Source organism: Bacillus sp. FSL M8-0071, from assembly GCF_037975455.1.
Lineage (GTDB): Bacteria > Bacillota > Bacilli > Bacillales > Bacillaceae > Bacillus > Bacillus subtilis.
Genome location: NZ_CP150256.1, coordinates 1348827 through 1370597 on the forward strand (window position 1 = coordinate 1348827; position 21771 = coordinate 1370597).

Consider the following 21771-nt stretch of genomic DNA (forward strand, 5'->3'; position numbering starts at 1 on the left):
AAACATGAGCAGACATATTCAATATTCAATTGTTGTACCTGTGTATAATGAAGAGCTTGTCATTCATGAAACCTATCAGCGCTTAAAAGAGGTCATGGATCAAACGAAGGAAAACTACGAGCTGCTTTTTGTCAACGATGGCAGCAAAGACCGCAGTATTGAGATTTTAAGAGAGCATAGCCTGATCGATCCGAGAGTGAAAATTATTGATTTTTCAAGGAATTTTGGACACCAGATCGCCATTACGGCGGGTATGGATTATGCACAGGGGAATGCAATCGTCGTCATTGACGCCGATTTGCAGGACCCTCCTGAACTGATTTTAGATATGATTGAAAAGTGGAAGGAAGGCTACGAGGTCGTGTACGCCGTGCGGACTAAACGAAAAGGGGAAACCTTTTTCAAAAAACAAACCGCGGCTATGTTTTACCGGCTTCTCAGCGGTATGACAGATATTGATATCCCGATTGATACGGGGGATTTTCGTCTCATGGACAGAAAAGTCTGTGATGAAATGAAAAGATTAAAAGAAAAAAATCCATTTGTCAGAGGGCTAGTCAGCTGGGTGGGTTTCAAACAGACAGCGGTCGAGTATGTACGTGATGAAAGGCTCGCCGGAGAAACAAAGTACCCGCTCAAGAAAATGCTGAAGCTGTCAATGGACGGCATCACGACATTTTCACATAAACCGCTGAAGCTGGCAAGCTATGCGGGGATTTTAATGTCAGGTGCTGGATTTCTGTATATGTTTATCGTGCTGTATCTGAAGCTATTCACAGACAGCACGATTACCGGCTGGTCATCACTTATTGTGATCCAGCTCCTGTTCAGCGGCATTGTCCTTCTGATTTTGGGCGTGATCGGCGAATATATCGGCAGAATCTACGATGAAGCCAAAGACAGGCCGCTTTACATCGTCCAAAAATCGTATGGAATTGAAAATAAAAGACTCTATAGAGACCAGCATATGTCATAACCTCAAACCCCCTGTCCGTAATGGACAGGGGGTTTTTATGCTCTGAGCCCGATCTAAAGCAAAAGATGCTGATAGATATATGGAAATTGGGTAAAGAAGAGATTGTGAGCTTGTACTGCGGTTCAGTCATGCCGAAATAAAAACAGCAAAACTTAAAGATTTCGTCATCGGCTTTGCTGCATGTCAGCTGTTATATTGGGGGGCTTTTAAGAAACGCATGATTAGAGCCGTACCAGTTATGTTTAATAGAATACTGGTACCCAATACAATTCTCCACGTCAACGTCGATTCAGAGAGAAGAAAGCTCAGCAAAAGAAAAGCCAATCCTGCGCAGATCATACTCAGTCCCACGGTTTTCATGTTCATGCCTCCTAGCAAACGATGTTTCTAACATCTGATGAGAATGATGTCAATCTGTATGATATACGGATATCTCGTCAGAAAGTTTCATAGAGCAATTAGGTCTTTTATCTAATAAAAAGCCTCAGACCGCTTTTGCGGCCTGAGGCGTTATGTCTTACGAAGTTTTCTCTTCTTTTTGATCAAGTTTAATTTTTTTCGTCATTTCTTTGCCGTTTCGAAGAATTTTCACTTCAACGGTATCACCGATCTTTGCGTCTTTATATAAGATATTGCGCAATTCACTGCCTGTATCAATTTCTTTACCTTTTAGGCCGATGATAATATCCTCCGCTTTTAATCCGGCCTTTTCAGCAGGAGAGCCTGAAGCGACCTCACGGATGTAAACACCTTTATTCAGCTGGCTGCCGAACAGGCCGAGTGTGCCTTCTTGGTAGTTTTGCGGCACTTGTTCCAGATCAAGCATGCTGACACCGATATATGGACGTTCAATTTGGCCTTTAGACAGCAGTTCTTCAGCAATCGGTTTTACGTCATTGCTTGGAATGGCAAATCCGATACCCTCAACATCATCCTCACTGATTTTCATACTGTTAATGCCGACAATTTTGCCGTCTGTATTTAACAAAGGACCGCCGCTGTTACCTGGATTAATTGCTGCGTCTGTCTGAATGACATTAATGCTCGTTTCGCCGGCTGATGTAGACATTGAAACCGTTCTGTCCACGCCGCTTACAATTCCTTGTGTTACTGTGCGGGACAGATCTTTTCCAAGCGGATCCCCAATCGCAATAACGGTCTCGCCTGTTCTAAGATCAGATGAATCACCGAAGTTTGCCACTTTTGTGACGTGGTCATCACTGATTTGGAGGACGGCTAAATCAGTTAACGAGTCACTGCCTACCAGCTTTGCAGTAACCTCAGTGCCGTCATATAAAGATACCTTCAGTGATGATGCCCCTTCTACGACGTGGTTATTTGTAATGATATAAGCCTTGCCATTCTCTTTTTTGAAAATGACACCTGACCCTGAACCGCTTTCTGTATCTTCGCTGGAATCAGAAGAACTAGAGCCGAACAAAGAGCTGTTTGATTGTGCCTGAAGATTTGTAATACCGACAATCGCTGGTGAAAGGTCTTCTACCATATCTGAGATTTTAGAAGAGTCCTCGCTCTTGAATGCAGATGAGCTGCTTGAGCTTGATGAGCTTTTTTTAGATTCAGAGGAGGTGCTTGTTGCTGTAACAGATTGCGTTTGCTGCTGGCTGGATGATTGTTTTGCAGTGTCCTGAGAATCATGGTCGCCAAGCGGTGTAAACGTGTAAATGCCAAGGGCAAGACTGCCGCCGATCACTCCGCCAAGCAACGGTCTGAACCATCCGAAGCCTCGTTTTTTCTTCTCCTGATCATGAATGACATTGCGGGCCGAGTAGGAGGTGCTCTGATCGTTCTCTTTCGTTAAAAAGACCTCATTCTCATTACCTTTCGTTCTGTTTTCATCACGATAGTTATCCATCATGTTCACTCCGTTTCTCTATTTTCACATGTCTATTTATATTGATAGGTTTATGACTTGAGTTTATCATAAACAAAAACTGTGGGATAAAAATGAAAAGATTATGGGAAATTGTGAAAAAGTGCGGAAAACGGTACACTTCATATTGTATATGAAAGGACTGAGTCGATGGAACAGATTGGATTGATTGGATATGGCAGCATGGCGGATATGATCGCCAGACAGCTGTTGAAACATGAACAAATAAAAGAGAATGAGCTATTTATTGAGACGAGAACGAAGGGGGAGCGGCTGCGGGCACTCATGTCAGATTATCCAAACGTATCGGCTGATCCGTTGGAGAATTGGGCAAATACGTGCCAATTGATTTTGATATGCGTCCCGCCACTCCATGTCATCGAAACAATGCGCCGTCTGCACCCGTATGTGAACAGAAATACTCACATCGTATCCATAGCTGCCGGTGTGCCGCTGCGTCTTTTGGAGGCAGAAACAGAGGCGGGTATCTCACGTGTTATTCCTGCCATTACGTCCGAAGCAGAAGCTGGCATCTCACTTGTCGTTCACAGTGAAGCACTGGCTGCAGAGAAAAAAGAACGTCTGAATGAATTGTTATCGGTTTTCAGCCGTGTACGAGAAATCAAAGAATCGAATTTAGATGCGGCCAGCAATTTAACGAGCTCGGCACCGGGATTCATAGCCGCAATCTTTGAAGAACTGGCACTGTCTGCCGTCAGAAACAGCAGCCTGTCCAAAGAAGAAGCCTTTGATTTTCTGATTCATTCGCTATACGGAACTGGCAAGATGCTGATCGAAAAAAATATGTCTTTCGAGGAGACGCTGGAACGTGTCGCAACCAAAGGCGGAATAACGGGAGAGGGAGCTGAGGTGATACGCGCCTCTGTGCCAGACGTTTTTGATGAGGTGTTTGAAAGAACCCTGAAAAAATATGAACTGCTTACAGAACAGGTTGGTAAACAGACATGAATCCTTGAAAGAGGATTCTTTTTTTATTACTGAATGGTTGAGATTTTCCCCAGTTATATTGCATTTTCCCTCTTTTTTTAATATAATCTGTTAGAATATTCATAATTTAGTAAAAAAGGAGGAGCGTTATGAAATTGTACATGTCAGTAGATATGGAAGGTATTTCGGGTCTTCCGGACGATACCTTTGTGGATTCCGGCAAGCGGAATTATGAACGCGGACGGCTTATCATGACTGAAGAAGCAAACTACTGTATTGCTGAAGCGTTTAACAGCGGGTGTACCGAGGTGCTGGTCAATGACAGTCATTCGAAGATGAATAATCTGATGGTTGAAAAGCTTCACCCTGAAGCAGACTTGATTTCTGGTGACGTCAAACCATTTTCAATGGTGGAGGGACTGGATGATACGTTTACAGGCGCTTTGTTTCTCGGTTATCATGCGAGAGCCTCGACTCCCGGTGTCATGTCACACAGCATGATTTTCGGCGTCCGTCATTTTTACATAAACGATCGGCCTGTCGGTGAGCTTGGATTAAATGCATACGTTGCCGGTTATTATGATGTCCCGGTATTAATGGTAGCCGGGGATGACCGGGCGGCGAAGGAAGCGGAAGAGCTTATCCCGAACGTGACGACAGCCGCAGTCAAACAAACCATTTCAAGATCCGCAGTGAAGTGCTTGTCCCCTGCGAAAGCCGGACGGCTGTTGACAGAAAAAACTGCGTTTGCCCTGCAAAACAAGGACAAAGTCAAGCCGCTCACACCGCCTGACAGGCCAGTTCTGAGCATTGAATTCGCCAATTATGGCCAAGCAGAATGGGCGAATCTGATGCCGGGAACGGAAATCAAGACGGGAACTACAACCGTTCAATTTCAGGCGAAGGACATGCTTGAAGCCTATCAGGCGATGCTTGTCATGACTGAGCTTGCGATGCGGACATCATTCTGCTAAAGGGGTGTTTTAGGCTTTGGCGCGATACATGATAAAGCGTTTTTGGGCAATGGCAGCTACGATTTTGGTGATTACCACCCTGACTTTTGTTCTCATGAAGGTCATTCCCGGATCTCCTTTTAACGAGGAGAGAGGCACAAATGAAGCCGTTCAAAAAAATCTCGAAGCCTACTATCACTTAGACGATCCTCTCATTTTCCAATACATTTTCTACTTAAAATCCATCATTACATTCGATTTCGGACCTTCAATTAAAAAACCGTCGGACAGCGTAAATGATATGCTGGAACGCGGATTTCCCGTTTCCTTTGAGCTTGGGATGACAGCGATTGTCATTGCTGTGATTTCTGGGCTGGTGCTGGGCGTAATTGCTGCACTCCGCCGCAATGGCTTTTTGGACTACGCCGCGATGAGTCTTGCAGTACTCGGCATCTCCATCCCGAATTTTATTCTGGCAACATTGCTCATTCAGCAATTTGCTGTCAATCTCAAACTATTTCCCGCTGCGACATGGACAAGCCCGATTCATATGGTGCTTCCGACCGCAGCGCTTGCTGTAGGGCCAATGGCGATCATTGCCAGGCTGACACGGTCGAGCATGGTCGAAGTTCTGACACAGGATTATATCCGCACAGCAAAAGCAAAAGGGCTTTCTCCATTCAAAATTATCGTAAAACACGCACTCAGAAATGCACTCATGCCCGTCATTACCGTCCTGGGCACACTCGTCGCCAGCATCTTAACAGGAAGCTTTGTCATTGAAAAAATCTTTGCCATTCCGGGAATGGGAAAATATTTTGTTGAAAGCATTAATCAGCGGGACTATCCCGTGATTATGGGAACGACCGTTTTTTACAGCGTCATTCTGATTATCATGCTGTTTTTGGTCGATTTGGCCTACGGTCTCTTAGACCCGCGCATTAAACTGCATAAGAAAGGGTGAAGCGTGTGAATCTCCCTGTACAAACGGATGAACGCCAGCCAGAACAGCACAATCAGGTGCCTGATGAGTGGTTTGTCTCGAATCAGGAAAAAAATCGGGAAGCAGATTCGGTCAAGCGGCCGAGTTTGTCATACACGCAGGATGCCTGGAGGAGGCTGAAAAAAAATAAATTAGCGATGGCCGGACTCTTTATTCTTTTATTTCTTTTTGTCATGGCAGTTATCGGGCCCTTTTTATCGCCTCATAGTGTCGTACGCCAATCACTGACAGAACAAAATCTTCCGCCCTCAGCCGATCATTGGTTCGGCACCGATGAACTCGGCCGGGATGTGTTTACCCGAACATGGTATGGCGCGAGAATCTCGTTGTTTGTCGGCGTGATGGCAGCACTGATTGATTTTTTGATTGGTGTCATTTACGGAGGCGTTGCCGGCTATAAAGGCGGCAGGATTGACAGCATTATGATGAGGATTATCGAAGTGCTGTACGGACTGCCGTACCTGCTTGTTGTCATTTTGCTGATGGTGCTCATGGGACCGGGACTGGGCACGATTATTGTGGCGCTGACTGTGACCGGGTGGGTCGGCATGGCGAGAATTGTAAGAGGCCAGGTGCTTCAGATTAAAAATTATGAATATGTACTCGCCTCGAAAACCTTTGGCGCGAAAACCTTTCGCATCATCCGGAAGAATTTGCTGCCGAATACTATGGGAGCGATCATCGTACAAATGACATTAACCGTACCTGCCGCCATATTCGCAGAATCATTTTTAAGCTTTCTCGGCCTCGGCATACAGGCTCCGTTTGCAAGTTGGGGCGTGATGGCGAATGACGGCCTGCCCACGATTTTATCTGGGCATTGGTGGCGCCTGTTTTTTCCGGCCTTTTTCATATCTCTGACGATGTACGCGTTTAATGTGCTGGGGGACGGATTGCAGGATGCGCTTGACCCTAAGCTGAGGAGGTAGCTGTATGGAAAAAGTTCTGTCAGTCCAAAATCTGCACGTGTCTTTTACGACTTACGGCGGGACGGTTCAGGCGGTCAGAGGGGTGAGCTTTGATTTGTATAAAGGAGAAACCTTTGCGATCGTCGGCGAATCCGGCTGCGGCAAAAGCGTTACCTCCCAAAGCATCATGGGCCTGCTTCCGCCTTATTCGGCGAAGGTGACAGACGGCAGCATTCTATTTAAAAACAAAGACCTTTGCCGTCTCTCTGACAAAGAAATGAGAGGTATAAGGGGAGCCGACATTTCTATGATTTTTCAAGACCCGATGACGGCGTTAAACCCTACGCTGACTGTCGGCGACCAGCTGGGGGAAGCGCTATTGCGTCACAAAAAAATGAGCAAAAAAGCGGCACGGAAAGAGGTGCTTTCCATGCTGTCATTGGTTGGTATTCCAGATCCCGAAGAGCGCCTAAAGCAATATCCCCACCAATTCAGCGGCGGCATGAGACAGCGGATTGTCATTGCGATGGCGCTGATTTGCGAGCCTGACATCTTAATTGCGGATGAACCGACCACCGCCTTGGATGTAACCATTCAGGCACAGATTTTAGAGCTGTTTAAAGAGATTCAGAGAAAAACGAATGTGTCCGTCATTCTGATTACACATGATTTAGGGGTCGTTGCCCAGGTAGCTGACAGAGTCGCAGTCATGTATGCCGGGAAAATGGCGGAAATCGGCACGAGAAAAGATATTTTTTATCAGCCGCAGCACCCTTATACAAAAGGCCTGCTGGGTTCTGTCCCGCGGCTGGATTTAGATGGCGCTGAGCTGATCCCAATCGACGGAACGCCGCCGGATTTATTTTCGCCTCCGCCGGGCTGCCCGTTTGCCGCCCGCTGTCCGAACAGGATGGTTGTGTGTGACAGGGTGTACCCGGGCCAGACGATCAGATCTGACTCGCACACCGTCAACTGCTGGCTGCAGGATCAACGAGCAGAGCATGCGGTGCTGTCAGGAGATGCGAAGGATTGAACATGAAAAGGGGGAAGAGGATGAAACGAGTGAAAAAGCTATGGGGCATGAGTCTTGCATTAGGACTTTCGTTTGCGCTGATGGGGTGCACAGCTAATGAACAGGCCGGAAAAGAAGGCAGTCATGATAAGGCAAAAACCAGCGGAGAAAAGGTGCTGTATGTAAATAATGAAAATGAACCGACTTCATTCGATCCGCCGATCGGCTTTAATAATGTGTCATGGCAGCCGTTAAATAACATCATGGAGGGGCTGACGCGTCTTGGCAAAGATCATGAGCCTGAGCCGGCAATGGCGGAGAAGTGGTCTGTTTCGAAAGATAATAAAACTTACACATTTACGATTCGGGAAAATGCGAAATGGACAAACGGAGATCCTGTAACAGCCGGAGACTTCGAATACGCGTGGAAGCGGATGCTTGATCCGAAAAAAGGCGCTTCATCAGCATTCCTAGGTTATTTTATTGAAGGCGGCGAAGCATATAACAGCGGGAAAGGGAAAAAAGACGATGTGAAGGTGACGGCAAAGGATGATCGAACCCTTGAAGTTACACTGGAAGCACCGCAAAAATATTTTCTGAGCGTTGTGTCCAATCCTGCGTATTTTCCGGTAAATGAAAAGGTCGATAAAGACAATCCAAAGTGGTTTGCTGAGGCGGATACATTTGTCGGAAACGGCCCGTTTAAGCTGACGGAATGGAAGCATGATGACAGCATCACTATGGAGAAAAGCGACACGTATTGGGATAAAGATACCGTGAAGCTTGATAAGGTGAAATGGGCGATGGTCAGTGACAGAAATACAGATTATCAGATGTTTCAATCAGGGGAACTTGATACCGCTTATGTCCCTGCAGAGTTAAGCGACCAGCTGATGGATCAGGATAACGTTAATATTGTTGACCAGGCGGGTCTCTATTTCTATCGATTTAATGTCAACATGGAACCGTTTCAAAATGAAAACATCAGAAAAGCCTTTGCGATAGCTGTGGATCAAGAGGAAATTGTAAAGTACGTCACGAAAAATAATGAAAAACCGGCGCGCGCCTTTGTATCGCTTGGGTTTACGCAGCCTGACGGCAAAGATTTCCGGGAAGCAGGCGGAGACCTGATCAAGCCTAACGAAAGCAAAGCGAAGCAGCTGCTCGAAAAAGGGATGAAGGAAGAAAACTATAATAAGCTTCCTGCGATCACGCTTACTTACAGCACAAAGCCGGAGCATAAAAAGATTGCCGAAGCTATCCAGCAAAAATTGAAAAATAGCCTCGGAGTCGATGTGAAGCTGGCCAATATGGAATGGAACGTATTTTTAGAGGATCAAAAAGCGCTGAAATTCCAATTCTCTCAAAGCTCATTTTTACCTGATTACGCGGACCCTATCAGTTTTCTGGAAGCCTTCCAAACGGGAAATTCGATGAACCGCACAGGCTGGGCCAATAAAGAATACGATCAGCTGATCAAACAGGCGAAAAATGAAGCCGATGAAAAAACACGTTTCTCTCTTATGCATCAAGCTGAAGAGCTGCTCATCAATGAAGCGCCCATCATTCCGGTTTATTTTTATAATCAGGTTCACCTGCAAAATGAACAAGTAAAGGGAATTGTCCGTCACCCTGTCGGCTATATCGATTTAAAATGGGCAGATAAAAACTGATGGCGGTGATTGAGGAAATACTGCTTCTTTATGCGAAGGAGCGGTATTTTTTCTCTTTCTTGCACGTATACGTAGGGTGCAGAGCAAATGAAAGGAGTGTTTTCGTTGAACCACAAGCCGAAAGCGCTGAAAAAGGGTGATACAGTCGGAGTGATCGCGCCCGCAAGTCCGCCGGATCCAAAAAAGCTTGACACCGCGCTTTTATTTTTAGAAGAGCTCGGTCTTCAGGTGAAGTTGGGCAAGGCGCTGAAAAACCAGCACGGCTATTTAGCGGGACAGGATGATGAGCGGCTGGCGGATCTCCATGAGATGTTCAGAGACGATGAGGTAAAAGCAGTGTTGTGCGCATGCGGGGGTTTTGGGACAGGACGTATCGCCGCGGGCATTGATTTCAGCTTGATCCGCAAACACCCTAAAATCTTTTGGGGATACAGCGATATTACGTTTTTACATACTGCCATTCATCAAAACACAGGTCTTGTCACTTTCCATGGCCCGATGCTCAGCACGGATATTGGCCTTGACGACGTTCACCCGCTGACAAAAGCGTCATATAAGCAGCTCTTCCATGAGACGGAATTCACCTATACAGAAGAGCTTTCTCCGCTGACCGAGCTTGTTCCTGGAAAAGCGGAAGGCGAGCTTGTCGGGGGAAATCTGTCTTTGCTGACGTCTACACTGGGCACGCCATTTGAAATTGATACGAGAGGAAAGCTTCTGTTTATTGAAGATATTGACGAGGAGCCTTATCAAATCGACCGGATGCTGAATCAGCTGAAAATGGCGGGGAAGCTGACGGACGCGGCGGGAATTCTAGTTTGTGATTTTCACAATTGTGTCCCGGTGAAGCGAGAGAAGTCTCTCTCGCTTGAGCAGGTGCTGGAAGACTATATTATTTCTGCGGGCAGGCCTGCTCTGAGAGGATTTAAAATCGGCCACTGCTCGCCAAGTATTGCCGTTCCGATCGGTGCGAAAGCTGCTATGAATACAGCAGAAAAAACAGTCGTAATAGAGGCGGGCGTTTCAGAAGGGGCGCTGAAGACATGAAAATCATTCGAATCGAAACAAGCCGAATCGCTGTCCCGCTGACAAAGCCGTTTAAAACCGCACTTCGCACTGTGTATACGGCTGAATCAGTCATAGTAAGGATTACTTATGACAGCGGTGCAGTCGGATGGGGAGAAGCACCCCCGACGTTAGTGATTACAGGAGACAGCATGGATAGCATTGAAAGTGCCATCCACCATGTGTTGAAGCCGGCATTGCTTGGAAAAAGCCTGGCGGGCTATGAGGCCATTCTGCACGACATCCAGCATCTTCTTACAGGAAATATGAGCGCGAAGGCTGCTGTAGAAATGGCGCTATACGACGGCTGGGCGCAGATGTGCGGGCTGCCGCTTTATCAAATGCTTGGCGGATATCGAGATACGCTGGAAACAGATTATACCGTCAGTGTCAACTCACCTGAAGAGATGGCAGCTGATGCCGAGAATTATCTCAAACAAGGCTTCCAAACGCTGAAAATAAAGGTCGGAAAAGATGATATTGCAACAGATATCGCCCGTATCCAGGAAATCAGAAAACGTGTCGGATCAGCTGTGAAACTGCGTTTAGACGCTAATCAGGGGTGGACGCCGAAGGAAGCGGTAACTGCCATTCGGAAAATGGAGGATGCGGGCCTAGGCATTGAGCTTGTCGAGCAGCCTGTCCATAAAGATGATCTCGCTGGGCTTAAAAAGGTGACAGATGCAACAGATACGCCGATTATGGCTGATGAAAGTGTTTTTACACCGCGCCAGGCGTTCGAAGTTCTGCAAACCCGGAGCGCAGACTTGATCAATATTAAATTGATGAAAGCGGGCGGCATCAGCGGAGCAGAGAAAATTAATGCAATGGCGGAGGCCTGCGGGGTGGAGTGTATGGTCGGCAGCATGATCGAAACGAAGCTGGGCATTACTGCCGCGGCGCATTTTGCGGCAAGCAAGAGAAACATCACACGCTTTGATTTTGACGCGCCGCTGATGCTGAAAACAGATGTATTCAATGGCGGCATAACATATCGCGGCAGCACGATTTCGATGCCTGGCAAACCGGGCCTCGGAATCACCGGGGCTGCGCTTTTGAAAGGGGAAAAAAAGCAATGATGCACACTGTCATATCAGCAGTGGCCAACATCTGGACAGCGCCTGATTCACCGCGTCCGTCTGATCAATTCATGCTTCAACCGACTGTAATGATCAGAGACTGGCTGGAGCGCATGACGTATGATGAACGGCTTGGATTATGTACAGACAATGTAATCCAAACTCAGGTTCTCTTTGGCGAAAAGGTACTTGTGACGGCGGAACAGGGGGAATGGGTTTCTGTGATCGTGCCTAGCCAGCCATCCCGAAAGGATCCGCGCGGATACCCAGGCTGGATGAAAAAGAACCAGCTGGAAAAAACAAAGCCCATCCATACACAACACGATGTGATGATCAGCAAACCTGCTGCCTTTTTGTACAGAAGCAATGGGGAAAAGGAGACCGAATTAAGCTTTTTGACGGTTCTCCCCTTCATTGCAAAAGAAAAAGGATATTTTAAGGTTTCGACTGTTTTGGGAGAAAGGTTTGTGAAGCAAAGTGATGCAGTGCCTGTCAGCAAACAGAAAGGGACTGCTGAAGACATCATTCAAACGGGTGCGTTTTTCCTTGGCCTTCCCTACCTATGGGGAGGGATCAGCGGGTTTGGGTTTGATTGCTCCGGATTTATGTACAGTATATTTAAGGCAAATGGATATAGCATCCCCCGTGATGCGGGAGATCAGGCTAAGGCGGGGAAGGGTGTCCCGCTTGATGATATGAAAGCCGGTGACCTGCTGTTTTTTGCTTATGAGGAAGGAAAAGGAGCGATTCATCACGTCGGTCTGTATGTAGGCGGCGGGAAAATGCTTCATTCTCCAAAGACAGGAAAATCAATCGAAATCCTTACATTAAAAGACACAATCTATGAAAAAGAACTTTGTGCGGTGCGCCGCTGTTTTTCAGAATAAGGAGGGAGACAAATGACGCCACTGCCTTTGTTAGAGGTCAGCCAGCTGAAAATGCATTTTGACGCAGGGAAAAAGCGGACAGTCAAAGCCGTCGACGGGGTCACCTTTCAGATTCGTGAAGGAGAAACGTTCGGGCTAGTTGGGGAATCAGGGTGCGGGAAATCAACCTTGGGGAGAGTGCTGATGCGCCTTTATCAGCCGACAGAAGGAAGCGTGACATACCGCGGCACAAATCTTCATGCACTAAGTGAAAAAGAGCAGTTTGCCTTCAACCGCAAACTGCAGATGATTTTTCAGGACCCTTATGCTTCACTTAACCCGCGCATGACCGTTCGAGAAATTATTTTGGAGCCGATGGAGATTCACAATCTCTACAATACTCATAAAGCGCGGCTTCTCGTCGTGGACGAGCTGCTTGAGGCAGTTGGGCTTCATCCCGATTTTGGCAGCCGTTATCCGCATGAATTCAGCGGCGGGCAAAGGCAAAGAATCGGGATTGCGAGAGCACTGTCGCTGAATCCTGAATTTATCGTGGCGGACGAACCGATTTCTGCACTTGATGTCTCTGTTCAAGCGCAGGTGGTCAACCTGCTGAAGCGGCTTCAAAAAGAGAAAGGGCTTACGTTTTTATTCATTGCCCATGATCTTTCGATGGTGAAGCATATCAGTGACAGGATCGGTGTTATGTACTTAGGACACATGATGGAAATTACAGAGAGCGGCACCTTGTATCGTGAACCGCTCCATCCCTATACAAAGGCGCTTTTGTCCTCGATTCCGATTCCAGATCCTGAATTGGAGGACAAGCGTGAGCGTATTCTCTTGAAAGGGGAGCTGCCGAGCCCGGTCAATCCGCCAAGCGGCTGCGTGTTTCGTACCCGCTGTCCGGAGGCGATGCCTGAATGTGGAGAATCTCGTCCCCAGCTTCAAGAAATCGAACCCGGCCGTTTTGTCGCTTGCCATTTGTATCGAAATGCTGAAACGAAGGAAAAAGTAAGATAAATAAAAAGAGTGGCTCCTTTTTACTAGAGCCACTCCATTTGTTTATACTTGATGTAAAAACTTTACACAAACCGGGTAAGGGACAGAAACCGTTGATGGGAGGAGTGTCAATCGGCCGGTTTCTTTGTCTCTTTCAAACAAGACAAGGTTGCCTGTTTCTTCATTTGAAGCAACGAGGAACCCTTCCGTTGGGTCAAATACAAAGTCACGAGGCCAGTTTCCTTCTGTCGACACTCTTTCTACGAAAGCCAGCTCTCCTGAATATTGATTCACTTCAAATACGGCGATACTGTCATGGCCGCGGTTTGCGACATAAACAAAACGTCCGTCCTGCGTGACATGTATTGCGCTTCCCTGGCTGTTATCTGTAAAATCATCAGGGATGGCAGAAACGACTTGGATTTCTCTAAATTCGCCGGCTGTCGGGTTGTATTCAAGCGCAATCACTTCATTGCTTAATTCTGTCATGACATAAGCGTATTTTTCTTTCGGATGAAAAGCGATATGGCGAGGTCCTGCACCGGGAGCGAAGGAATGGCTTCCGGATTCAGTCAACACGCCGTCTTTCAGCTTATAGGTGTAGAGCTTATCTATACCTAAATCAACCGCTACTACATAATTGTGTTCAGGTGTGAACCCCGCGTAGTGTGTATGCGGTTTTTCTTGTCTTTCGTGCGGCCCTTTTCCTGTGTGAGCGGCCTCTGAAACAGGTGATTGCAAGCTGCCGTCTTCCTGAACCGGAAAAACGTGTACCTTCCCGCTGTGATAATTGGCAGTCAGTACGAATTGATTTTGATCATCAACGCTTACGTGGCATGGCGAAGGGCCATCAATTAACTGATGATTCAGAAATGTCAATTCGCCGCTGTTTTTATCGATTTGATAGGCAGCAACTCCGCCTTGGCCGTCTGCTTTTTCGATGGAATAAAGGATGGTGTTGTTTTTATTCGGCGCCACATATGTCGGGTTGCCCAGCTTAGCGGCCAGCTTTGGCTCGGTGAGTGCTTTTTTCTCAGTATCAAGCTCAAATGAATAAATTCCTTCGCTTCCGCCTTTTGTATATGTTCCCACATATCCTATGTATTTTGTCATGCGATTTCCCCCTTAAAAATGATGTCACCTCTATATTAACGTATCTTGATAAAATAAGCTGTTCAAAACATGAAAAAGGGGAAGATTCTTCATTCGCCTCGAATCAGCGGCATTGTGCAGCACCTGAAGGAGCCGCCTGATTTAATAATTTCTGACAGGTCAATTTCGATAATGTGATAGCCTCTTTTCGATAGCTGTTGATTGACATGGCGATTGCCCGGGAGACTGATGATCGTTTTTTTTCCGATTGAAAGGACGTTGGTGCCAAGCGTAAATTGTTCGTCCTCGGGCACCTCAATAAGATCATAACGTTTTGCCAGCATATCGGCTGCATCTGGCTCAATGGCCTGTGGATAAATTAACGCTTCGCTTTCAGATACAATGTTAAATACGCAGTCCAAATGCAAAAATTTTTCATGAAGCTTCACTGGAACGATCGTATATTCAGGAAGTGCCTCTTCCAGCTGGCCGATAGCTGAAATGTCGGTGCGCTGGCTGATTCCGACATAGACAATGTCATCATCGATAATGACGTCTCCGCCTTCAATACTCGTATCAAGCATGCGGGTGTAAGAGATACCTTGGCTGTGAAAAAAATCTTTTATAACGGCTTCTTCTCCTTGGCGAATCGGTTCAGTCATGCTTGACAGAAAGGCTTTTTCTCCGATGACAAATCCTATGTCCCTAGTAAAAACCTGCTCTGGTAGTCCGTCGCGAACGGGCAAAAGGACGACCTCAACGTTGTGTGACCTAAGTGCCTCCACTAAGCGGCTGTGCTGGTCGTTAGCGGTTTTTACATGAATATTGTCATCTTCAAAATGTTTTTGTGTTTCGTTTATAACATCTTTTATGGTCATGTGCTCAGGTTTGCATAAGATCACTTTCTGAAGTGTGCCGTATTCCGTTCGGCATGTCGTTTTGTGCTGAGATTTCGGGATGGATACGTCCATTTGTTTTTCCTCCTAAAGTGTGAAGAATACATTTATTATTCCCTCATCATGAAAATCATTAAACCATTTTAAATTTTAGACAAATGGAAGAGAATATTGTTTAATAGGAGAATATAAGTGCATTTAGCTAAAAGATCAGACATCAAAGGGGAGAAAGGTATGGAAACACCGGAAACAAGATTTTGTAAAGAGTCAAAGGTTGTGAAAACCAGCAGGGTGTTCCCGCTTGACACGAACAACCATAATACGCTGTTTGGCGGAAAATTAATGAGCTACATAGACGACATTGCCTCTATTTCAGCGGCGCGCCATTGCAGACGTGAAACGGTAACAGCTTCAATGGATTCTGTAGATTTTTTAAAGCCGATCGGGCAAAAGGATTCTGTCTGCCTAGAGTCCTATGTGACATGGGTCGGCACATCTTCTATGGAAGTATTTGTGAAAGTCATTAAAGAACATTTGATGACTGGCGAACGGGAACTCGCTGCCACATCCTTTTTGACATTTGTCGCATTAGATTCAAATGGCAAGCCGGTGCCTGTACCGAGAGTTGTACCGGAAACAGAAGAAGAAATCATGCTGCATAATACAGCTGTACAGCGTGCTAATGAACGTAAGAACCGCAAGAGACACAGCCAGGCGCTTGCAAATGCGCTCGGAACTGATAAGCCTTGGTGAACGTTAAACCCAAAACATAAGTTGTTTTGGGTTTTTTTGTACTTTTCAATGGTGATTATTACAATGGTTAGTCCGTTTTTGCTAGGGGATTCTATAAAAAAGCAACAAATGTCATGTTAAATTGATAATTTTGTGACAACTTTATTAAAGATTCATTTTAGATATATCTTTTATTTGTAAGATCATGTATTTTAAAGATATATTTTAAATACATCTTTTCGAAAGGATTGTTTATAAAATGTTAGATAACAAAACAATCGAAATTATTAAAAGCACTGTACCCGTATTGCAACAGCATGGAGAAACAATCACTGGCCGTTTTTACGATCGGATGTTTCAAGACCATCCAGAGCTTTTGAACATTTTTAATCAAACAAACCAAAAGAAAAAAACACAGCGAACTGCACTGGCAAATGCCGTTATTGCAGCTGCGGCAAACATTGACCAATTAGGAAACATCATTCCGGTTGTCAAACAAATCGGCCACAAGCACCGCAGTATCGGAATTAAGCCTGAGCACTACCCAATCGTCGGTAAATATTTGCTGATTGCGATTAAAGATGTATTGGGAGACGCTGCAACTCCTGACATTATGCAGGCATGGGAAAAAGCGTACGGAGTCATTGCTGACGCGTTCATCGGAATTGAAAAAGACATGTATGAACAGGCTGAAGAGCAAGCCGGCGGCTGGAAGGAGTATAAGCCATTCGTTATCGCAAAAAAAGAGCGGGAAAGCAAAGAAATTACATCCTTCTATTTGAAACCGGAAGACAGCAAGCCGTTACCTGAATTCCAAGCAGGGCAATATATCAGCATCAAAGTGCGGATTCCTGATTCTGAATATACGCATATCCGCCAGTACAGCCTGTCTGATATGCCGGGAAAAGACTATTATCGAATTTCAGTGAAGAAAGATGGTGTCGTGTCTTCCTACTTACACGATGGGCTGCAGGAGGGAGATTCAATAGAGATCAGCGCACCGGCAGGGGACTTTGTTTTAGATCATGCATCACAAAAAGATCTCGTTTTGATCAGTGCCGGAGTTGGCATTACACCAATGATCAGCATGCTGAAAACATCTGTTTCCAAACAGCCTGAACGGCAAATTCTGTTCATTCATGCGGCGAAAAACAGTGAATATCATGCATTGCGCCATGAAGTAGAAGAAGCAGCAAAACATTCTGCTGTTAAAACAGCATTTGTGTATCGCGAGCCGACAGAGGAAGACCGTGCAGGTGATCTGCATTTTCATGAAGGACAGATTGATCAGCAATTCCTCAAAGAACTGATTGCCAACACAGATGCGGATTACTATATTTGCGGTTCACCGTCGTTTATTACGGCAATGCATAAGCTTGTATCAGAGCTCGGATCAGCGCCGGAGTCTATCCATTACGAGCTATTCGGCCCGCAATTAAGTTTGGCGCAGTCCGTTTGAACACATACATGAAACTCTTCTCCTTTCAGAGAAGAGTTTTTTATTGAGATATAAGAAGGCAGACAAGCGCCGGTTTCTACATCCGGACAATCACAGACCCGCCGCCATTTGTGCATACACGGTTTTGCTGTTCTTGCATTGTTCTCAGCAATTCATTGTTTACCTCAATCGCTCTAATTAGTTGCTCCATCCTTAGCTCCAAACCGGCCAGCCTGTCGATTGTTTGCTGCTGGTAGCCCTCGGGTTGGGGAGCCAATGGCAGATCAAAGGGCCAAAGGGTATTCGACTTCTGATTTTTCATATTGCGTATTGCGCCTCCAATCGGTGTCACTTTCTATTATGTTATGTTCAGGCGATATGCACGTTCGCCTAGACACTGATGCATAGAGGGCCTGCCACGGGGCACAATAGGCTCAATATGACCAGCGGATGGAGGTAAAGATCGGTGTTATGGATGGTATGGGTATTTTTACTGAAGCCAGTTATCGTATTTTCGATTGCATATATTTTGTTTCGGCTTGCCGGTAAAAAAGCTGTGTCACAAATGAACAATTTTGACCTGCTTTTGACCTTCGCAATCGGAACCATTATCAGTGAGCCGATCCTTACATCCAAGCTGCCGATGTCAATTTATTATGCGGGTGCTTTTTTGGTGCTTTATCTTATCATGAGCAAGCTCTCTTTATCTAATAAATGGCGATGGCTCCTGGTCGTGAGCCCGACTGTCCTAATCCGAAACGGGGATATTGATGAACGCGGCCTTCGTAAAGAAAGGCTGACTGTTAATGAACTGCTCGGAAAGCTGAGGGAAAAGGGCTATGCCGACCCGGCTGACATTGATCTTGCTATCATTGAAGAAACGGGAGAAGTAAGCGTCATCCCGAAAGAGGAAGCGAGAGCGGTGCAGGTGCGGGATTTGAATATGGAAGCTGAACGGAATTTTATCCCGATTCCGCTCATACTGGATGGCGAAATCCTTGATCATAATTTGAAATATCTCCAAAAAAACCGATCCTGGCTGTTTGAGAAGCTTGAGGAAAAAGGGTACAGCCCCAAACTGCTGTCTTCGATTACCCTTGGCACGATGAATGCACGCGGTGATATATCCCTTGATTTAAATACCGCTAATGAACCGCAGCATGATCCTTACTTATATAAACCGGGAAATAACAATTAAGATGGCTCTCTCTTGTAATGAGAGCTTTTTTCTTTTTTAAAGGGAATTTTTGTTTGGTGTCAAATGTACCTAGTTAGGAGGGGAACTGAACATGAAGGACTTATCCATAAGAAACGATATGGCGCCAACGGTCAGTTTGCTGTATTCCGCAGTGGAAGAAAACAGTCTCCGTCTGGCTTCCATCGTAAGCCATATGACACACAGTGAACTTTACTATAAGGGGCGCTGCCAAACAAAAAACAGCACGGCTCAGCTTTTGCACCATATCACAAATGTTGATATCAGATGGGTCTGGCGTATCAAGGAAAATCGGATACCGGACCATATTGAACAGGCATACGGCCCGATGACAGATGAAAGCGGACGGCTGCCTGAACCGGTGAATCAGCCAGACTTAGATGAACTCCTGAAAAGACATCAGCATGTAGTAGACGAGCTGAAATCGGTATGCTTCACTTTAACTGAAAATGCTTTGAACCAGCCGCTTTCCTTCGAAGGTGACACCGCGACGATACGATGGGGAATTTGGCATATGGCAGATCATAACCGCTATCATCAGGCACATATTGAAGCTCTCAAAAAAGAATGGGAGCAGGATGTGGCGAAGTATGAATGCTAAAACGAAGCTTGTGACTGATCGAATTCGTTTGCGCTGTATGGAAGATCGGGATCAAGCCACTTTGTTTGGGCTGCTTTTTAATGATCCTGATGTCATGACATATTATTCCGGTTTAAAAGATAAGAGGCAAACCCGCGAGTGGGTCAATTGGAACCAGCGAAATGAAAAAGGGTACGGCGTTAGTCTGTGGATCGCCGAAGATAAGCGGACAGGGGAGTTTTTGGGGCAATGCGGCATCGTTCCCCAGCAGATCGAAAATCAAACCGTAATGGAAATTGGCTATATGTTTGCCCGCCGCCACTGGGGGAACGGCTATGCGCAAGAAGCGGCTCGGGCCTGTCTGGACTATGGCTTTAACGAGCGGCAGTTCGGCAAAATGACGGCTTTGATTGATCCGGGTAACAAAGCGTCCATACGGGTAGCGGAGAAAATCGGCATGCATTACAGCAAAACGATCAGAAAATGGAATAAACCGATCGCGGTATATGAAAGAAAATCTTACAATTGAAAGATAGAGCTGAGTTTAGTATCATGATATCATGTAAAGTTTTCTAGGGTTCCGCATGTCAATTGACATGGACTGGTCCGAGAGAAAACACATACGCGTAAATAGAAGCGCGTATGCACACGGAGGGAAAAAAGCCCGGGAGAGTCAATCTCATGTGAGACGACTGTCCGGGGTTTTTTTGTTTTCGGAGAATCTTAATAGATAGAAAGGAATGACTCAAAATGAAATGGGGATTGGTCGTGCTTGCCGCTGTTTTCGAGGTTGTTTGGGTGATAGGCTTAAAGCACGCTGACTCAGCCTTAACATGGAGCGGCACTGCCATCGGCATCATATTCAGCTTTTACCTTCTAATGAAGGCGACTCACAGTCTGCCTGTTGGTACCGTGTATGCCGTCTTTACCGGGCTCGGCACAGCGGGAACAGTACTTAGTGAAATCGTTCTCTTTCATGAACCGGTTGGATGGCCGAAGCTATTGTTAATTGGCGTGCTCTTAATCGGTGTAATCGGGTTGAAGCTTGTGACACAGGATGAGACAGAGGAAAAAGGAGGCGAGGCATAATGCTGCACTGGATCAGTTTACTGTGCGCGGGCTGTTTAGAAATGGCCGGCGTGGCCCTTATGAATCAATATGCGAAAGAAAAAAGCGTGAAATGGGTGCTGTTGATCATTGTTGGTTTTGCCGCTTCATTTTCCTTGCTGTCGTACGCAATGGAAACCATTCCGATGGGAACGGCTTACGCGGTCTGGACAGGAATTGGCACCGCCGGCGGGGCGCTTATCGGCATCCTCTTTTACAAGGAGCAGAAAGACGCCAAACGGATCTTCTTTATCGCGTTGATTTTATGCTCAGCAGTTGGTTTAAAAATTCTGTCATAAATTGATTTTTATCAAATCTTCAGTATAATGGATAAATAGTTTAGACTTACAAAGATAAGAGGGATTATTCATGAAATCATATATGACTCAGCGGTTGGACGAATACCGTGACGGAAATGAGGATAAAGGGCGGCTCTTGGTCAGCTGCCCCGATCAGCCGGGTATCGTCTCTGCAGTTTCCGCGTTTTTATTTGAACACGGTGCCAATATTATAGAATCAAATCAATATACGACAGACCCTGAAGGCGGCCGGTTCTTCCTGAGAATCGAATTCGACTGCGCAGGCATTCGTGAGAAAAAAACATCACTTCAGGAGGCGTTTGCCTCTGTAGCGGATAAATTCGACATGACATGGAGCTTAACTTTGGCGAGCGAACTGAAGCGTGTCGCCATTTTCGTTTCAAAGGAGCTCCATTGCCTGCATGAGCTGATTTGGGAATGGCAAACCGGCAACCTGATGGCGGAGATCGCTGTTGTCATCAGTAACCATGAGGAAGCGAGAGAGCTGGTTGAGCGCCTGAACATTCCATTCCACTATATGAAAGCGAACAAAGACATCAGAGCGGAAGTCGAAAAGAAGCAGCTTGAACTGCTGGAGCAGTACGATGTTGATGTCATCGTGCTCGCACGCTATATGCAGATTCTAACTCCTGATTTTGTTTCGGCTCATCCGAATCGCATCATCAATATCCACCATTCATTCCTGCCAGCTTTTATCGGTGCGAATCCGTACAAACGGGCCTACGAGCGCGGCGTGAAACTGATCGGTGCGACATCTCATTATGTGACAAACGATCTTGATGAAGGACCGATCATTGAACAGGATATTGAGCGTGTGGACCACCGCGATAATGCGGAAGCGCTGAAAAACATCGGAAGAACAATTGAACGCAGCGTGCTTGCCCGTGCTGTGAAATGGCATTTGGAAGACCGTGTCATCGTTCATGAAAATAAAACAATCGTCTTTAACTAGACTGAAAGAGGCCCGCGCAAAGCGGGCTATTTTTGATGACAAAAAACCTTGACAAGTGT

24 protein-coding genes and 1 riboswitch are annotated in these 21771 nt (G+C 46.0%); of the genes, 19 read left to right on the forward strand and 5 right to left on the reverse strand.

The window, feature by feature from the left end; translation table 11 throughout:
• Positions 1–4: 4 nt before the first annotated feature.
• A complete protein-coding gene (locus tag MKX71_RS07010) occupies positions 5–976 on the forward strand; it encodes a glycosyltransferase family 2 protein (RefSeq protein ID WP_015715747.1) in 972 nt (323 codons plus the stop codon).
• A gap of 183 nt (positions 977–1159) precedes the next feature.
• On the opposite strand, the gene MKX71_RS07015 is transcribed toward MKX71_RS07010, so the two are convergent.
• Both MKX71_RS07015 and htrA read right to left on the reverse strand, forming a co-directional pair.
• Positions 1160–1336, reverse strand: coding sequence for a hypothetical protein (locus MKX71_RS07015; RefSeq protein ID WP_032679139.1), 177 nt, complete (start codon positions 1334–1336; stop codon positions 1160–1162).
• A 157-nt stretch (positions 1337–1493) separates the two neighbouring features.
• A complete protein-coding gene (gene htrA, locus MKX71_RS07020) occupies positions 1494–2852 on the reverse strand; it encodes a serine protease HtrA (protein WP_015252257.1) in 1359 nt (452 codons plus the stop codon).
• Positions 2853–3020: 168 nt separating this feature from the next.
• Here htrA and proG point away from each other — a divergent pair, with 168 nt between their 5' ends.
• The 10 genes from proG to MKX71_RS07070 all read left to right on the forward strand — a co-directional run bounded on the left by proG (position 3021) and on the right by MKX71_RS07070 (position 13400).
• Positions 3021–3839 carry a pyrroline-5-carboxylate reductase ProG gene (gene proG / locus MKX71_RS07025; protein ID WP_032721395.1) on the forward strand — a complete coding sequence of 273 codons (819 nt, stop codon included), beginning with the start codon at positions 3021–3023 and terminating at the stop codon, positions 3837–3839.
• A gap of 128 nt (positions 3840–3967) precedes the next feature.
• Positions 3968–4792, forward strand: a complete 825-nt coding sequence (dppA, locus tag MKX71_RS07030) for a D-aminopeptidase DppA (RefSeq protein ID WP_014479576.1) — start codon at positions 3968–3970, stop codon at positions 4790–4792.
• Between the two features lie 16 nt (positions 4793–4808).
• Entirely contained in the window at positions 4809–5735 is a 927-nt protein-coding gene (dppB, locus tag MKX71_RS07035) for a dipeptide ABC transporter permease DppB (RefSeq protein ID WP_003245446.1), read from the forward strand.
• A 5-nt stretch (positions 5736–5740) separates the two neighbouring features.
• A complete protein-coding gene (gene dppC, locus MKX71_RS07040) occupies positions 5741–6703 on the forward strand; it encodes a dipeptide ABC transporter permease DppC (protein WP_014476568.1) in 963 nt (320 codons plus the stop codon).
• 4 nt (positions 6704–6707) lie between these two features.
• Positions 6708–7715: a dipeptide ABC transporter ATP-binding subunit DppD gene (gene dppD, locus MKX71_RS07045; RefSeq protein WP_015252254.1), complete on the forward strand. Its 1008-nt coding sequence runs from the start codon at positions 6708–6710 to the stop codon at positions 7713–7715.
• A gap of 2 nt (positions 7716–7717) precedes the next feature.
• Positions 7718–9367 carry a dipeptide ABC transporter substrate-binding protein DppE gene (dppE, locus tag MKX71_RS07050; RefSeq protein WP_264099905.1) on the forward strand — a complete coding sequence of 550 codons (1650 nt, stop codon included), beginning with the start codon at positions 7718–7720 and terminating at the stop codon, positions 9365–9367.
• A gap of 87 nt (positions 9368–9454) precedes the next feature.
• A complete protein-coding gene (locus MKX71_RS07055; protein WP_033884967.1) occupies positions 9455–10414 on the forward strand; it encodes an LD-carboxypeptidase in 960 nt (319 codons plus the stop codon).
• Positions 10411–11511 carry an L-Ala-D/L-Glu epimerase gene (gene ykfB, locus MKX71_RS07060; RefSeq protein ID WP_033884969.1) on the forward strand — a complete coding sequence of 367 codons (1101 nt, stop codon included), beginning with the start codon at positions 10411–10413 and terminating at the stop codon, positions 11509–11511. The genes MKX71_RS07055 and ykfB overlap by 4 nt, the downstream gene beginning before the upstream one ends.
• The gene (eepC, locus tag MKX71_RS07065) at positions 11508–12398 is read left to right on the forward strand and encodes a gamma-D-glutamyl-L-lysine dipeptidyl-peptidase (protein ID WP_033884970.1); all 891 of its coding nucleotides are present in this window, start codon (positions 11508–11510) and stop codon (positions 12396–12398) included. Before ykfB ends, eepC begins: the two co-directional genes overlap by 4 nt.
• A gap of 12 nt (positions 12399–12410) precedes the next feature.
• Positions 12411–13400 (forward strand): oligopeptide/dipeptide ABC transporter ATP-binding protein, encoded by a 990-nt coding sequence (locus tag MKX71_RS07070; RefSeq protein ID WP_003232600.1) that lies wholly within the window; start codon positions 12411–12413, stop codon positions 13398–13400.
• Positions 13401–13442: 42 nt separating this feature from the next.
• Here MKX71_RS07070 and pgl read toward each other — a convergent pair whose 3' ends face one another.
• Positions 13443–14492, reverse strand: coding sequence for a 6-phosphogluconolactonase (gene pgl, locus MKX71_RS07075; RefSeq protein WP_327842744.1), 1050 nt, complete (start codon positions 14490–14492; stop codon positions 13443–13445).
• A gap of 89 nt (positions 14493–14581) precedes the next feature.
• Complete coding sequence (locus MKX71_RS07080) at positions 14582–15442, reverse strand: dimethylarginine dimethylaminohydrolase family protein (protein WP_088325714.1); 861 nt, start codon at positions 15440–15442, stop codon at positions 14582–14584.
• A gap of 159 nt (positions 15443–15601) precedes the next feature.
• Between MKX71_RS07080 and MKX71_RS07085 the strand changes: the two genes are divergently transcribed.
• A complete protein-coding gene (locus tag MKX71_RS07085) occupies positions 15602–16120 on the forward strand; it encodes an acyl-CoA thioesterase (protein WP_003244690.1) in 519 nt (172 codons plus the stop codon).
• A 238-nt stretch (positions 16121–16358) separates the two neighbouring features.
• The gene (hmpA, locus tag MKX71_RS07090) at positions 16359–17558 is read left to right on the forward strand and encodes an NO-inducible flavohemoprotein (RefSeq protein WP_003245238.1); all 1200 of its coding nucleotides are present in this window, start codon (positions 16359–16361) and stop codon (positions 17556–17558) included.
• Between the two features lie 76 nt (positions 17559–17634).
• On the opposite strand, the gene MKX71_RS07095 is transcribed toward hmpA, so the two are convergent.
• Entirely contained in the window at positions 17635–17859 is a 225-nt protein-coding gene (locus MKX71_RS07095; RefSeq protein ID WP_015252245.1) for a hypothetical protein, read from the reverse strand.
• Positions 17860–18003: 144 nt separating this feature from the next.
• Here MKX71_RS07095 and MKX71_RS07100 point away from each other — a divergent pair, with 144 nt between their 5' ends.
• The 6 genes from MKX71_RS07100 to purU all read left to right on the forward strand — a co-directional run bounded on the left by MKX71_RS07100 (position 18004) and on the right by purU (position 21712).
• The gene (locus MKX71_RS07100) at positions 18004–18735 is read left to right on the forward strand and encodes a DUF421 domain-containing protein (RefSeq protein WP_015715759.1); all 732 of its coding nucleotides are present in this window, start codon (positions 18004–18006) and stop codon (positions 18733–18735) included.
• Positions 18736–18826: 91 nt separating this feature from the next.
• On the forward strand, positions 18827–19354 hold the full coding sequence (locus MKX71_RS07105; protein WP_042974327.1) for a DinB family protein: 528 nt from the start codon (positions 18827–18829) through the stop codon (positions 19352–19354).
• A complete protein-coding gene (locus tag MKX71_RS07110; RefSeq protein WP_015252243.1) occupies positions 19344–19862 on the forward strand; it encodes a GNAT family N-acetyltransferase in 519 nt (172 codons plus the stop codon). Before MKX71_RS07105 ends, MKX71_RS07110 begins: the two co-directional genes overlap by 11 nt.
• Before the next feature lie 32 nt (positions 19863–19894).
• Positions 19895–20006, forward strand: a riboswitch (guanidine-I (ykkC/yxkD leader).
• A gap of 77 nt (positions 20007–20083) precedes the next feature.
• Positions 20084–20422: a multidrug efflux SMR transporter subunit YkkC gene (gene ykkC / locus MKX71_RS07115; protein ID WP_003232583.1), complete on the forward strand. Its 339-nt coding sequence runs from the start codon at positions 20084–20086 to the stop codon at positions 20420–20422.
• A complete protein-coding gene (gene ykkD, locus MKX71_RS07120) occupies positions 20422–20739 on the forward strand; it encodes a multidrug efflux SMR transporter subunit YkkD (protein WP_015252242.1) in 318 nt (105 codons plus the stop codon). Before ykkC ends, ykkD begins: the two co-directional genes overlap by 1 nt.
• 70 nt (positions 20740–20809) lie before the next feature.
• The gene (gene purU / locus MKX71_RS07125) at positions 20810–21712 is read left to right on the forward strand and encodes a formyltetrahydrofolate deformylase (RefSeq protein WP_256683392.1); all 903 of its coding nucleotides are present in this window, start codon (positions 20810–20812) and stop codon (positions 21710–21712) included.
• Positions 21713–21771: the final 59 nt, after the last annotated feature.